The following is a 13168-nucleotide window of genomic DNA, read 5'->3' as shown; positions in this document are numbered from 1 at the left end:
CTGGCAGCGTTCGTTCTGGTGGTGACCACGATGTACGCGGCTGCGACGCAGGCCACAGCCGACCGCTCGACCACCACAGGGGCCGAAGTCGTCAAGGTCGCTGAGTTCCTGGCCGAGTGTCCCTACAGCCACCGCCTCCCCGACGACCCGATCGTCGCCCCCGGGCTGCCCGGCGCCTCCCACATGCACAGCTTCTTCGGCAGCCGGGTGACCAACGCCAACACCACGGTGACCAACCTGCTGGGTTCGGCCAGCACCTGCAACCCGACCGTGGACACCTCGGCCTACTGGGTGCCGACCCTCTACCGCAACAACGTGGCGGTCGAGCCCACCGGCACCACCTTCTACTACCTCGGTGAGGGCGTGCGCGACGACATCATCCAGCGCACCCAGCCCCTCCCCCAGGGCCTGCGGATCGTTGCCGGAAACGCGAAGGCGACAGGTACGACCGACCCCACGTCCATCGCTCGCTGGTCGTGTCTGTGGCACGGCGAGGTCGCTCCTTCCAAGGACTTTGTGACCTGCCCGGCCGACTCGTACCTGGAGTCCTACCTCGACTTCCCGCAGTGCTGGAACGGCAGGGACCTGGACTCCGCCGACCACAAGAGCCACATGGCCTACCCGGTGGGCGGCGCGTGCCCCGCGAGCCACCCCGTGCCCGTGCCGAAGCTGCGTCAGGTACTGCGCTACCCCGTCACCGGCGCGACATCGGGACTGCGGCTGGCATCCGGTGCCGGCTACACGATGCATGCCGACTTCTTCAACGCCTGGCCCGCGGCCGAGATGGCACGCAGGACCACCAACTGCATCAACGCCATCGTCAAGTGCGGCGCTGACGGCAACCCCTCCTGAACGGCGCTCCCAACCTGCCCCGCACACGCGGGACATGACAGGCACCACGGCCCCGAGGCAGGAGACGGTCATGGCAAAACCCGCACCACCAACGGGCCGTGGGGGCCGGGCACAGCTCGTCGTGACGCTGCTGTGTGTTCTGTTGCTCCTGCCCGGGTGTGCCGGCTCCCAGCAACGGGCCGGCACACCCGCCGGGGCGGCTGTCACCAACAGCGCCCCAACGAGCGCTTCCGGAACGGCAGCCGGAACCTCCGGCACATTCAGTACGACGGACATCGCCTGGCTCCAATTGCTCATCGCGATGGACGACCAGACCCGGTCCATCCTCGAACTCGTACCGCGCCATGGCGGTGAATCCGCACTCAAGACCTGGGCCGCCGAGGTGGCCCGTGACAACCGCAGCCACCTGACAGCCCTGCGTGAGCTCCTCGCCACGACCGGCGTACCGGACACCAACCCGCACGAGGGCCATGACATGCCGGGGATGGTCAATGCCGAGGAACTGAAGGCACTGGGTCATGCGACAGGTTCGCAGTTCGACGCACTGCTGCGCTCCGCGTTGCGCGAACACCTCACCCACGCCGAGCAGTTGTCGACCGACCTGCGGAAGAACGGGTCCGACCCGACGGTGAAGAAGCTCGCGGCCACCGTCAAGGAATCCGCCGCGGCGCACCGGCAGCGTATGCCGATCTGAAATGGTTCAGGCGGTCTGGCGAGTTCGCCCGGTGTCCACCGGAGTGCGGGCGGCCGCGCGCAGGCTGCGGCCGCGTCGGGTCAGTCCCCAGGGCTTGAGGACCGAGATCACTGTCATGAAGACGTATGCGGACAGCGAGACGACAGGCCCGAACAGGACATCGCCGGAGTCGGGCAGCGGTCCGCCCGCGGCGACGGCGGCAACCGCGTGGTTCACTCCCGGGCGCAGCGCGAAGACGGTGGCGGTGAGGGTGGCCAGGGTCAGCCAGAACTTCGTGAACACCCATCGGTGCCTCGCCAGCCCCCACGGAGTGCCCAGCGACAGCACCAGCCCGCTGAGGAAGGTGAGGAACGCGACGGGGAGCAGGAGCCAGTCGGCGAAGAGCTTCATGGCCCGGACGGAGGCCTCCACGGTCACCGCGGAGCCTGTGGTGGCCGCGGTGATCCCGAGGGCGAGCAGCCCGAGCGTGAGCCCGAGCCAGCTTGCGGAGGCGGCTACATGGACGACCAGGTTGGCCCGGCGTGCGGGGCGGCTTAGTTTCACCTGACCCACGGTGCCGGGCGGAGTCCCGGAGGACGTCTGCCAGCGGGAGTATCCCCGCGTACTAGGCTCGGCGTACGGGGTGTGAGGGCGAGATACACGTCGTCCGGAAGTCCCGGCCTTCTCGGTCCGGACAGCCCTGATATCAACTACGCGGCTGCAGGTACTCGAAGACGGAGCCGCCCGGGTGGCGGACCACGATCCCGGTTTCGGAGTCGTGGGTCTGACGGCGGTTTTCGGGGGAACACGTAGCGCACCACGACGACATGACGAAATAGGGGAGCTGTTCCATGCTTGGTATTGCCGCGGCCGTGTTGTTCTTCATCGCCTTTTTGATCAACGCTGCCGAGATCGACACGAACGACACATTCTCGTCCGGAAACGTCATGCTCCTCGGCCTCACCCTGCTGGCGCTGCATGTGGCGGGGATCGGCAGTGGCTGGGCGAGCCGGGCCCGCAGACGCTGACGCAGTCGCGGCTGAGTGACTGAGCGCCGACACCGTTTCGGGGTGCCGGCGCTCAGCCATTTGCGCGGACCGACTGTCGTGGACACATACAGAACCGGGCCGGTGTAGGACGCGAATACCGGGTCACCCGTCGTGCATGACACGCCTTCTCGGTTTCGGACACCGGCGCACCTCGGACCGGCATGACGGTGAGCCCCCGCACCACACACGCGAGGAACCTGCGGCAGGTGACGGGAGCGGCGGCCCCGGCCAGTCCTCGTCGGACGACCGCGTGCCCAACGAGGGCTTCGGTCCGGACGCGGAGGTGGAGCGGGATGCCCCGGACACTCCTTCGGAGATGCCGAAGAAGTCATGGTGGGCGGTGTTGCGGCGGACGTTCGGCGAGTTCAAGGAGGACGAGCTGACCGACCGCGCCGCGTCGCTGACCTACTACGGAGTGCTGTCGCTGTTTCCCGCACTGCTGGTACTGGTCTCGCTGTTGGGACTGGCCGGCCAGTCGGTCACGGACAGCATTCTCGACAACCTCACCCAACTGACCCCGGGCTCGGCCCGTGATGTGATCACGAGCGCGGTGCAGCAGCTGCAGGGCAACGCGGACACCGGCTCGGTGATGGCGATCGTGGGTCTGGCGCTGGCGGTGTGGTCGGCGTCCGGCTATGTGGCCGCGTTCATCCGCACCTCGAACGTCGTCTACGACATTCCCGAGGGACGGCCGGTCTGGAAGGTACTTCCGGTCCGCGTGGGTCTCACCGTGGTGCTGATGGTCCTGGCGGTCGCCAGTGCGCTGATCGTCGTCTTCACCGGCGGTCTGGCCAGGCAGGCCGGCGCCGCATTCGGGATCGGTGACACCGCGTTGGACGTGTGGTCCATCGCCAAGTGGCCGGTGCTGGTGGTACTGGCGACCATCATGATCGCGATCCTCTACTGGGCGACGCCGAACGCCCGGGTCCGCGGCTTCCGTTGGATCACTCCGGGCAGCTTCCTCGCGCTGCTGATCTGGATGCTCGCCTCCGCCGGGTTCGCGTTCTACGTGGCTACCTTCGCCTCGTACAACAAGACCTACGGCACCTTCGCCGGAGTCGTCGTCTTCCTGCTCTGGCTGTGGATCTCCAATCTGGCGATCCTCCTGGGCCTTGAGTTCGACGCCGAGTTGGCCCGCGAACGCGCCATCGCCGGTGGCCTCCCCGTCGAGGCCGAGCCCTACGTCGAGGCGCGCGACACGCGGAAGTGGGACGAGCGGGACAAGCGGCGGCTCCGAGAGCAGCAGTGACCCCGCCCGGCCGCATGCCGACGAGGGTTCGGATCGATTCACCGGGTACCCGGCACCAACACAACCGCTACGACGGCAAAGAGAGAGGGTGAACCGCCATGACCACGGTCGACTCCCAGAACAACAGGAGCGACGCCGAACAGCCGGTGGGCGAGCTGGTCCAGCGCGCCTCGCAGCAGTTGTCGCAGCTGGTGCGCGACGAAATGCGGCTGGCGCAGGCAGAGATGGCACGCAAGGGCAGGCAGTTCGGGCTCGGCAGCGGGCTGTTCGGCGGCGCCGGGCTGGTCGGAGTGCTGGCTCTGCAGGCCCTGGCCGCCACCGTGATCGCCGCCCTGGCGCTGACGCTGCCGGTGTGGGCCTCGGCTCTGATCGTCACCGGTGCACTGGCCGCGGTCGCCGCGGTTCTCGCCGTGGCCGCCAAGCGGCAGATCAGCAAGGCCACCCCGCCCGTGCCCGAGCAGACCATAGGCAGCGTCAAGGCTGACGCGGCCGAGATCAGGGAGAAGGCTCACCGATGACCCAGCACAAGCCCGAGGACAGCGGCCACGCGCCCACGCCCGAAGAGCTGCGCGAGCAGGTCGAGCACACCCGCGAGGAGTTGGGGCATACCGTCGAAGCCCTGGCCGCCAAGACCGACGTCAAGGGCCGCGCCATGGAGACTGCCGCCGAGGCCAAGGAGCAGGCCGGCCAGAAGGCAGCTCAGGTCTCGGCCCAGGTACGGGCCACGGCCGCCCACGCCGCGCAGTTGGTGAAGGACAAGACCCCCGAGCCCGTACGCGACAAGGCCGGCCGTGCGGCCGTACAGATCCGGGAGAAAGTCACCGAGGCCGGGCACCTCGCGCACGACAAGGCTCCGCAGCCGGTTCGCGAGAAGGCCGACCGGACGGCGCAGGTGGCACGGGACAACCGCACGGCGCTGCTGGCCGCCGCCGGAACCGCCGTCGTCCTGCTGCTCGCACGCCGTTCCGTCAAGGCGCGCCGTACGCGTAAGGGACACCGGTGAACACCTCCAAGCTGGTCTACAAGCCGGCCGGCTTCGCGCTCGGGGCGGTCGGCAGCATGCTGGCCGGCGCCGCGTTCAAGCAGACCTGGAAGCTGTTCGGCCCCGACGAGAACGCGAAAGGCACCACGGACGAGGACCGCCCCTGGCGGCAGGTTCTGCTCGCCGCGGCCCTTCAGGGCGCCACCTTCGCGGTCGTCAGGGCCGTCGTCGACCGCTCGGGCGCGGCAACGACCCGCCGCCTGACCGGAGCCTGACCCGGACCCGCCGGATCCCCTACCTGCGGCCCGTGCCTGCCAAGCAGCCGGCACGGGCCGCAGTGAACCGCGGCCCCCTGGCCATGTGCAGCGAAGCGAGTGGCCCCGACCCCTCGTACAGACCTCCGATTGCGCGAGGGCTGGTCAGAAGGCCGAGTCCGAGGCCACTATCTGGCTTGATCCCGTGGGTCGGGCCACCCGCCCAAGTCGGGCGTGCCCGCCCACCATCCGCTCCGACATCCCGCCGGTCCTGCACGGCCGGCCGACCCGTTCCGCATCGCGAAGAGAAAGACCAACATGGCGGAGACCACGTTTTCACGCGGCGTCTCGACTCCCGTCGGGGCCGCCCTGTGACGGTCGCCCGCATCCCCGGCCTGATCCTGCCGGTCACCTTTCTGGTGGCTACCCTGATCTGCGCCGTCTGGTACTGGCGACACCGCGGCGAGTAGGCCGGATTTGGGATGGCTGCCTATGCTCGCGGCGGCGGCAGGAACTCGTCGGCCCGCACGTTCGGCATCACTCGACTCGCCACGCGGTAGCGGCCGTTGGGGACATCGCGGGACTTCGTGACATGCACCGCGAGCGGGCCGGCCCATTCGTAGCCCTTGCGTTCCCCGTGACGGACCAGGGTGTCGGTGAGTACCTGGTCGATGCGGTCGTCACCGTTGCGCTCGAGTTCCTCGTGGGCGAACTCGGCCAGTTCTACGTCGTAGGCGTTGGGGACGACGACGCGGCTCTCGCTGCACACGATGGCGTGGTCGTCGCACTCACGCCGCAGGGCGTCGACGAGCTCGACCGGTTCCTTGTCCCGGATCTGCCCCAGCACCCTCTGGCCGAAGCGCTCCAGCGCCCGCTCCAGGCCGGTGAGCGGGCTCACGTCTGTCTCGTCCGGCACGCTTCCTCGGTCGTTGCGTTCTCTTCGCGTCATCCACCGCGGGTTCCCGGACTCCGGAGGTCGACGCGTGCGCGCGGCTACTGCGTCGAAGTCGACGTCAGGACGCCGATCTTGTCGATGCGGTGTTCGGGGTTTCCCCTGTCGTCGCGCCAGTGGTTTCCGGCGGCGTGTCCTCGGGTGTCGCACACGTGGAGATGGTGATCATCGCCTGCGTGGGGCCTCTACCCGGGTGACCCGGGACCACCGCCCGTTGTTCGGCGAGCGAGCGAGCGGAGCGGAAGGACGTGGTTCTGTTGTCGGTGATCTCGCCCTCATAGAGGGCGCCGCCCGATGTGACGATGACCGAGTCGCCCCCGCCCGACGCACAGGTCCGCGAGGGCGAGCGCCGGTATGGAGAGCCGGGCCGCCCGGTGAGGGCCGGCTTCGCGGAGGCCGTGGTGGGATCGCCTCGGCCGCTGTCGTGGACGGGGAGGTGGCCGACGGGGGCATGGCCGGGGTGGCCACCGACAAGGTCTCGGTGGCTGCTGCCGCGGAATCCTCAGCTGAGCGGATGAGCAACCTGCCTTCCGCCTGCTGCTGCGAGCCTCCAGGTCTTTCAGGGGAACGGGAGAGTGCGGGCGAAGAGGGTGACGAGGATCAGTACGACGGGGAAGCAGACCAGGAACATGGCGAAGGTGTAGCCCATGATGTCGCGTGCCTTGAGCCCCAGGATGGTGAGCGTGGGCAGCATCCAGAAGGGCTGGAGCAGGTTGGCGCTGGCCTCGCCGAGGTCGTAGACGACGACCACCCAGCCCTGGTTCACCTGGAGTTGGTTGGCCGCGTCGAGCACGTAGGGCGCTTCGATAACCCACTTGCTGCCGCCGCTGGGGACGAAGACGCCGAGAATGGCGCTGTAGATGGCGATGAACGCCGGGTAGAAGAACTGGTTCGACACCGACACCAGCCAGCCGGCGATGGTCTTGCTCAGCCCGGTGAACGCGATCATCCCGAAGATGCCGCCGTACAAAGGGAATTGGAGCAGGACACCGGAGGCCGCCGGCGTCCCGTCCTTGACGGCCTGCGCGAGGCGTACGGGCCGCCAGTGCAGGATGAGCGCGAGCAGGATGAGGATCAGGTTGATCGTGTTGAGGTCGAGGGCGTTGAGGGCGCTGCCCTCCGCCTGGGCGAAGTGCCGGGCCAGGTACCACGCGCCGAGCGCGAACAGCAGGATCGCGAAGACGGGGCTGTACTCGATCCACTCCCCCGGCCGGCTGCGGCGCAGCTCCTTACGTTCCTCGCCGACGCTGGGGCCCAGGTCGATGCCCAGTTGTTCGGCGGTCTTCGCGCGCTCCGGTGAGGGCGACAGGAGCCAGGCCGTCCCGACCGCGATGACGAAGATGATCGCCGTGGCCACCATGCCCTGCCACAGGAAAATGGTCTCCGTCAGAGGGATGAGTCCACTGCCGCGCCCCTCCGCGATGACCTCCTGGACCGCGGGCGGGCTGGACGCGGCGCTGGCCACCTGGAGCGCCGCCGACCCCGACAGCCCCTGGGCCCATACGGTTCCGAGGCCGAGGAAGGCCATCGCGCCGAGCGCCCGGTAGTCGACGCCGGCGACCCGGCGCGCGATCTCCTTGGCGAGGATCGCGGTGAAGATGAGGCTGAACGCCCAGTTCAGATAGGAGCTCACCATGGCGACGGCCGCGGTGAAAGCGATGGCGCCGCGCGGTGTACGCGGCACCCGCGCGACCCTGGCGATCAGCCGGCCGACCGGCGGGGACACCGCCACGGCGTACCCGGCGATAATGATCATCGCCATCTGGAGCGTGAAGGTGATCAGCGACCAGAACCCCTGACCCCACGCGTCGACGAGGCCGTAGCCGGTCGTCGCTGTCGGATCGGAGGGCGTGCCGAGCAGGTTCTCGCCGGTCGCGAGACCCAGCGCGAAGACCGCGAACGTGCCCACCAGGACGAAGCCCAGGGCATCGGGCAGCCACTTCTCCGAGAAGGCGGTGAAGCGCAGCGCCATGCGCGCCAGCCAGTTCTCCTGGCTCGTCGTCCGTTCCGGATCCTGCGGGGGCGCCGTTGCCATCGCGTCTCCTCCTGTGGGCGTGAGGGCTGGGTCGCCCAGGTATGCGGTGACGATGATCTTCAGTCCCGCCCGGCCGTAAGGCAATGTAGACGACCCACACAGCCCTGAGGGGCGACATGTGGGTCATCGCCTTCCCGTACCGCACGTGAGGCAAGTACGGTCGGCGTTGTGACCTTGGAGGACAGCGACCGGACGTTCCTGGAGTTCCTCGCGCGAAACGCGCCTTCGGCCGAGTTCGAGGAGCCGCTCATCGCCGCGCGAGCGAGCGGGGTGAGCGCCGAGGCTCTCGCCGAGCTGGAGCAGTCGAAGCTCCTGGCCCTGCGGGTGCGGGCGGCGCTGGACAGGAGCCGGCGCCGGGAGGCCGAACTCTCCGCCCTGTACGAGACGGTGGGCGACCTGGTGGCGCTGCGTGACGTGGACGCCGTGCTGGAGGCGATCGTGCGCCGGGCGCGCAAGCTGCTCGACACCGACACCGCCTACCTCGCCCTGTACGACCCGGTGCGCGGCCACGCGTACATGCGCGAGACGAACGGATCGGTGTCGGCGAAGTTCCAGCAGCTGCTGATGCCCCTGGGAGCGGGACTCGGCGGCCTCGTGGTGCAGACCGCGTCGCCCTACTTCAGCAGCAGCTACCTGGGCGACGCCCGGTTCCGGCACACGCAGGCGATCGACGAGGCGGTGACCGAAGAGGGCCTGGTCGCCATCCTCGGCGTGCCGCTGCGCCTGCGCGGGAACGTCATCGGGGTGCTCTACGCGGCCGACCGCAGCGAGCGCCGCTTCGCGCGCGACGAGGTCAACCTGCTGAGTTCCCTCGCCGCGCACGCGGCCGTGGCCCTGGACAACGCTCGTCTGCTCCAGGAGACGCGGACCGCCCTGGAAGAGCTCAACACCGCCAACCGGAAGGTCGAGGCCCGCAGCGCGTCCGTCGAGCGCGCCGCCGCGGCCTATGAGCGGTTCACCGATCTCGCCGTACGAGGTGGCGGTGTCGACGACATCGCCCAGGCGATCGCCGACGTGCTGGGCGGCTCCGTGGTCGTGGTGGGGCCCGACGCGCGTCCGCTGAGCCGGAGCGGCGCGACGCCTCCGGCTGACGGTTTTCCCGACGAGCGGACCCTGGCCGACGCGATGGCCCGCTCACATTCCCTGGGACGCAGTGTGACCTGCGGTCCCTGCACGGTCGCGACGGTGGCGGCCGATCAGCAACTGCTGGGTGCTCTGCTGATCTCCGGTGCGGGCGAACTCGACGCCACGGACGGGGTGATCCTCGAACGCGGTGTTCTGGTGACCGCGCTCCTTCTGCTGTTCCGTTCCTCTCTCGCGCAGGCCGAGGAGCGGGTGCGCGGTGAACTGCTCACCGATCTGCTCACGCAACGGCACGGCGACTACTTCGCCGTCCGGGAACGGGCCCGCCGGCTCGGCACCGATCTCGACGAGCCGCACGTCGTCGCCGTGACCGTCTGCGACGCCGTCCCCGCGGAGCGGGTCGCGAGCGCCGCCGGCGCGTGGGCGAAGGCCCGGCGCGGCCTGGCGGGCCGCCACGAGGGCCGTATGGTGCTGCTCGTCCCGGGCGACGACGCCTCCGCCGTCGCCCGTGATGTCGCGGCCGAACTGCGTACCGCACTCGCGCGGCCGGTGACCGTCGGCGCGGGCGGCCCGCTCTCCGGCACGGACGCACCCGAGGCGTACGCGGAGGCGCTGCGGTGCCTCGGCGCTCTGCAGGCCCTGGGCCGCGGTGGCTCGGCCGCCGCCATGACCGACCTCGGCTTCCTGGGCCTCGTCCTCGGCCGGCACGCCGACGCCCCCGGTTTCGTCGACCGCGTCCTCGGCCCGCTGATCGCCTACGACGAACGGCGAGGCACGAGCCTGCTGCACACGGTCGAGTCGTACTTCGAGCACGGGCAGAGCCTGGCCCGCACCAGCGCGGACCTGCACGTGCATGTCAACACCGTCACTCAGCGCCTGGACCGCGTCGGACAGGTGCTCGGCGAGGCATGGAACACCCCGCAGCGTGCCCTGGAAACCCACCTGGCCCTGCAATTGCGCCGCGTTCTCGCCGACTGACGGATGTCCGCTGCGGACCGGCGTCGCCGAAGCTGCCCACCCCGTCGGTATGCGAGCCCGGCGCTACCAGCGACACTCGTTCGTCCCACCTCGCAGGACGTGGCCTTACCTCGCGGCAGCGGGGTATACGGGCTGTGCACTGACCCGTTTCACCGGCCTCGTCGCAGGAGGAGAGTTATGCCTGGTTTGATGGACAAGATCAAGCAGTTCGCCAGGAGCCCGCAGGGCCGCCGCACCATCGAGCAGGTACGTCGCGCCTCCGCCGATCCGCGGCGCCGGTCCCAGGCCCAGCGACTGCTGGGCAAACTCCGCGGGCGACACTGACTTCGGTCGGCCGCCGGCGCCATCGAACGGTCCGGACCTCCCGTCCGCAGTCGGGGCTCTCGACGTGCGCGCCCACACCTCCTCTCGTCGGACGACTCGTTGGGGAGGAGCCGGCGGTAGCAGCTTCCGAGCGGCCACAGCGTTCGGTGTGCGGAATACGCACCAGAGCGCTGATGTTTCACCCCCGATGAGCGATTCCTCCCCCGGCTTCCCGCCAATCGACCGCGGTTCCGTCCGCGAGCGGTTGGCGGTCGAACGCGCCAGTACGAGCGCGCAGATCGCGGCACTGAGTCGTGACTTCGACGGAATCGTCGAGGCTAATGCCTTGGTTGCGGTCGACGACGAGCACGACCCGGAGGGGTCGAGCACAGCGTTCGAGCGGGCCCATGTCGCCTCGTTGCTGGCACAGGCCTGCGAGCACCTGACGGAGCTGGACCGGGCTCTGGAACGGCTGGAGCGTGGCGCCTACGGGCGGTGCGAGCGATGTGGCGAGCCGATCCCGGCGGAGCGACTGGAGGTGCGCCCGGCGGCGACCACCTGCGTACCCTGCGCCGCTACCCGTCTCGGCTGACCGCGGCAAAGCGCTCGTCGGCGACAGTGAGGATGTCCTGGCCGAAGTAGCGCATGGCGAGCGAACCTACCCGCCCTGTCTCGGCGCTTCACACGCGGGCCCGTCGACAGCGCGGCGGGACCTGACGTGCCCTTCGCCACCTGCCGGCCCGCCCGGAGACGCCGCTGTTGATCACGTCGACCGCGCCAAGGAGCAGCCGAAGACCGGCACAGGCCCGACCCGCGGTCGTGGTCGGGGACACGGCTCCCGGAGCCGTTCGCCCCGACTGGGCCCAGGACGGTTCCGCGCCCGTGCGAAAGGAGCCGCGGTTCCCAACTCCTTCTCGTAAGTCACCACTTGTTCTTGGCGGGTCAATCACAATGTGCTTGGCTCACCCCGGTCATTGGCTCAGCCCATGCATCGGCATAACGGAGGCCTGTGGTGTCACCCACGAACGAACCTTCCTCGTCCCCTGAGAGACCCCGGCCCCGGGCCGCCGCCCTGAGCCGGCGCGGCCTGCTGGTCGGTTCCGCCGTCGTGGCGGGCGCGCAGGCGCTGAACATCCGAACCGCCCACGCGGAACCGGTGCACCAGGATCCCTTCAAGCTCGGTGTGGCCAGCGGCGACCCGCTGCCGGACGGGGTCGTCCTGTGGACCCGGCTGGTCGCCGACCCCTACGACGCCGCGTCCATGGGGCCCCGCCCGGTGCGCGTGGAGTGGGAGATCGCGACCGACGAGCGGTTCCGGAGGGTCGTCCGGCACGGCACCGAGACCGCCGAGGCCAAGCACGCGCACAGCGTCCACGCGGACGTACGCGGCCTGGCGCCGGGCCGCGACTACTGGTTCCGCTTCCGTACGGGCCGTCAGATCGGGCCGGCCGCCCGGACCCGTACCGCCCCCGCGCCCCACTCGCGCCCCGGCGGGCTGCGGATCGGTCTGGTCAACTGCCAGGACTGGCAGAACGGTTACTGGCCCGCGTACACCGCGCTTGCCGAGGAGGACCTCGATGTGGTCCTGCACGTCGGCGACTACATCTACGAGTACGACCCGAGCAGCGCCTACGCGGACCGGTTGCACACCACTCCTGGGACCTCCGGTCTCGACCAGCTGGTCACGCTGGCCGACTACCGTGGCCGGCACGCCCAGTACAAGACCGATCCCGCCCTGCAGGCGGCCCATGCCGCCTTCCCCTGGATCGTCACCTGGGACGACCACGAGGTCGAGAACAACTACGCCGGCCTCGTCGACGAGATCGACGACACCGGCTCGCGTCATCAGGACCCCGCCGCCTTCGCCCGCCAGCGCTCGGCCGCCTATCAGGCCTACTACGAGCACATGCCGCTGCGGCGCAGATTCGTCAACGGCTCCTCGGACTACCGGCTCTACCGCCGCTTCGACTTCGGCGACCTGCTCCGGCTGAACGTCCTCGACACCCGCCAGTACCGCACCGACCAGCCCGGCGGCTTCTCCTCCGACTTCGGCAGCGTCGCGGCCGGCCTGGGCAACACGGAGGGGACCCTCACCGGCGCGGCGCAGGAGAGGTGGCTGCGGCAGGGGCTGCGGCGCTCCCCGGCGCGCTGGAACGTCATCGCCCAGCAGGTCATGATGAGCCAGATCAGGTTCCCCAACTTCCTTGATCCGACACACCCGTTGCCGCCCATCGCCAACCTCGACCAGTGGGACGGATACGACCCGGCCCGGGGCGACTTCCTGCGCTTCCTGCGGGATGCCCAGGTGGCCAACCCCGTCGTGCTCGCCGGCGACATCCACTCGTCCTGGTTCAGCGATCTGCGGATCGACCGCGACGACCTGGACAGCGACCCGGTCGCGGTCGAGTTCACGGCGACCAGCATCAGCTCCGACTTCCCCATCGCCTTCGACGCGCCGCTCAAGGCCTACAACCCGCTCCTCAATCCGCACGTCCGCTACTTCGACGGCTCGCGCCGCGGATATCTGCGGCTGGACGTCGGCCGGGAGCAGTGGACCACCGACGCCCGGACCGTCGACAGCATTGCGGTCCGCCAGTCGCCGGTCAGCACCACCGCGTCGTGGGCCGTGACGGCGGGCGAACCAGGGCTCACCGCCGTGTGATCCAGCGAAGCGGCAGGAGCCCTACAGCGGCTGCATGTCGGAGAGCGCCCCACGAGCGGCGGGGGCGCTCTCCGCTCGCTTTCCCCGCCGCCCCCC

At 69.7% G+C, this 13168-nt stretch carries 14 protein-coding genes and 1 pseudogene; 11 read left to right on the top strand and 4 right to left on the bottom strand.

The genetic code is table 11. The features are described 5' to 3' along the window. Nucleotides 1-30 precede the first annotated feature (30 nt). Both ACFVKT_RS04610 and ACFVKT_RS04605 read left to right on the top strand, forming a co-directional pair. Nucleotides 31-852, top strand: coding sequence for a DUF1996 domain-containing protein (locus ACFVKT_RS04610; RefSeq protein WP_385728145.1), 822 nt, complete (start codon nucleotides 31-33; stop codon nucleotides 850-852). 70 nt (nucleotides 853-922) lie between these two features. Further along, the gene (locus ACFVKT_RS04605) at nucleotides 923-1546 is read left to right on the top strand and encodes a DUF305 domain-containing protein (RefSeq protein WP_385727453.1); all 624 of its coding nucleotides are present in this window, start codon (nucleotides 923-925) and stop codon (nucleotides 1544-1546) included. Between the two features lie 6 nt (nucleotides 1547-1552). Here the strand turns inward: ACFVKT_RS04605 and ACFVKT_RS04600 are convergent, their stop codons facing one another. Continuing rightward, nucleotides 1553-2089: a DUF2269 domain-containing protein gene (locus ACFVKT_RS04600; RefSeq protein WP_385727451.1), complete on the bottom strand. Its 537-nt coding sequence runs from the start codon at nucleotides 2087-2089 to the stop codon at nucleotides 1553-1555. A 287-nt stretch (nucleotides 2090-2376) separates the two neighbouring features. Here ACFVKT_RS04600 and ACFVKT_RS04595 point away from each other — a divergent pair, with 287 nt between their 5' ends. From ACFVKT_RS04595 to ACFVKT_RS04575, 5 genes are all read left to right on the top strand, one after another. Continuing rightward, a complete protein-coding gene (locus ACFVKT_RS04595; RefSeq protein ID WP_384384592.1) occupies nucleotides 2377-2553 on the top strand; it encodes a hypothetical protein in 177 nt (58 codons plus the stop codon). 136 nt (nucleotides 2554-2689) lie between these two features. Further along, nucleotides 2690-3823 carry a YihY/virulence factor BrkB family protein gene (locus ACFVKT_RS04590; RefSeq protein WP_385727449.1) on the top strand — a complete coding sequence of 378 codons (1134 nt, stop codon included), beginning with the start codon at nucleotides 2690-2692 and terminating at the stop codon, nucleotides 3821-3823. A 98-nt stretch (nucleotides 3824-3921) separates the two neighbouring features. Then, complete coding sequence (locus ACFVKT_RS04585; RefSeq protein ID WP_385727444.1) at nucleotides 3922-4341, top strand: phage holin family protein; 420 nt, start codon at nucleotides 3922-3924, stop codon at nucleotides 4339-4341. Further along, nucleotides 4338-4826: a DUF3618 domain-containing protein gene (locus ACFVKT_RS04580; RefSeq protein ID WP_385727442.1), complete on the top strand. Its 489-nt coding sequence runs from the start codon at nucleotides 4338-4340 to the stop codon at nucleotides 4824-4826. The genes ACFVKT_RS04585 and ACFVKT_RS04580 overlap by 4 nt, the downstream gene beginning before the upstream one ends. Continuing rightward, nucleotides 4823-5080: a DUF4235 domain-containing protein gene (locus ACFVKT_RS04575; RefSeq protein WP_385727440.1), complete on the top strand. Its 258-nt coding sequence runs from the start codon at nucleotides 4823-4825 to the stop codon at nucleotides 5078-5080. The genes ACFVKT_RS04580 and ACFVKT_RS04575 overlap by 4 nt, the downstream gene beginning before the upstream one ends. A gap of 469 nt (nucleotides 5081-5549) precedes the next feature. On the opposite strand, the gene ACFVKT_RS04570 is transcribed toward ACFVKT_RS04575, so the two are convergent. The 3 genes and pseudogenes from ACFVKT_RS04570 to ACFVKT_RS04560 form a co-directional block, all read right to left on the bottom strand. Beyond that, nucleotides 5550-5957 (bottom strand): DUF3662 domain-containing protein, encoded by a 408-nt coding sequence (locus tag ACFVKT_RS04570; protein ID WP_385728143.1) that lies wholly within the window; start codon nucleotides 5955-5957, stop codon nucleotides 5550-5552. Nucleotides 5958-6052: 95 nt separating this feature from the next. Next, a pseudogene (locus tag ACFVKT_RS04565) lies at nucleotides 6053-6333 on the bottom strand (sortase); the annotation flags it as partial. 237 nt (nucleotides 6334-6570) lie between these two features. Beyond that, complete coding sequence (locus ACFVKT_RS04560) at nucleotides 6571-8046, bottom strand: short-chain fatty acid transporter (RefSeq protein WP_385727438.1); 1476 nt, start codon at nucleotides 8044-8046, stop codon at nucleotides 6571-6573. 168 nt (nucleotides 8047-8214) lie between these two features. Here ACFVKT_RS04560 and ACFVKT_RS04555 point away from each other — a divergent pair, with 168 nt between their 5' ends. From ACFVKT_RS04555 to ACFVKT_RS04540, 4 genes are all read left to right on the top strand, one after another. Beyond that, nucleotides 8215-10107 carry a helix-turn-helix domain-containing protein gene (locus ACFVKT_RS04555; protein ID WP_385727436.1) on the top strand — a complete coding sequence of 631 codons (1893 nt, stop codon included), beginning with the start codon at nucleotides 8215-8217 and terminating at the stop codon, nucleotides 10105-10107. A gap of 177 nt (nucleotides 10108-10284) precedes the next feature. Then, entirely contained in the window at nucleotides 10285-10431 is a 147-nt protein-coding gene (locus tag ACFVKT_RS04550; RefSeq protein ID WP_385727434.1) for a hypothetical protein, read from the top strand. A 187-nt stretch (nucleotides 10432-10618) separates the two neighbouring features. Next, nucleotides 10619-11002 (top strand): TraR/DksA family transcriptional regulator, encoded by a 384-nt coding sequence (locus ACFVKT_RS04545; protein ID WP_385727432.1) that lies wholly within the window; start codon nucleotides 10619-10621, stop codon nucleotides 11000-11002. A 420-nt stretch (nucleotides 11003-11422) separates the two neighbouring features. Then, nucleotides 11423-13072, top strand: coding sequence for an alkaline phosphatase D family protein (locus tag ACFVKT_RS04540; RefSeq protein WP_385727430.1), 1650 nt, complete (start codon nucleotides 11423-11425; stop codon nucleotides 13070-13072). Nucleotides 13073-13168: the final 96 nt, after the last annotated feature.

Origin of the sequence: Streptomyces sp. NPDC127595, from assembly GCF_042671685.1 — a bacterium.
In the GTDB taxonomy this organism is placed as follows: Bacteria; Actinomycetota; Actinomycetes; order Streptomycetales; family Streptomycetaceae; genus Streptomyces.
Note: the sequence above shows the minus strand (reverse complement) of the source record. Positions and strands in the feature narration are given on the sequence as shown.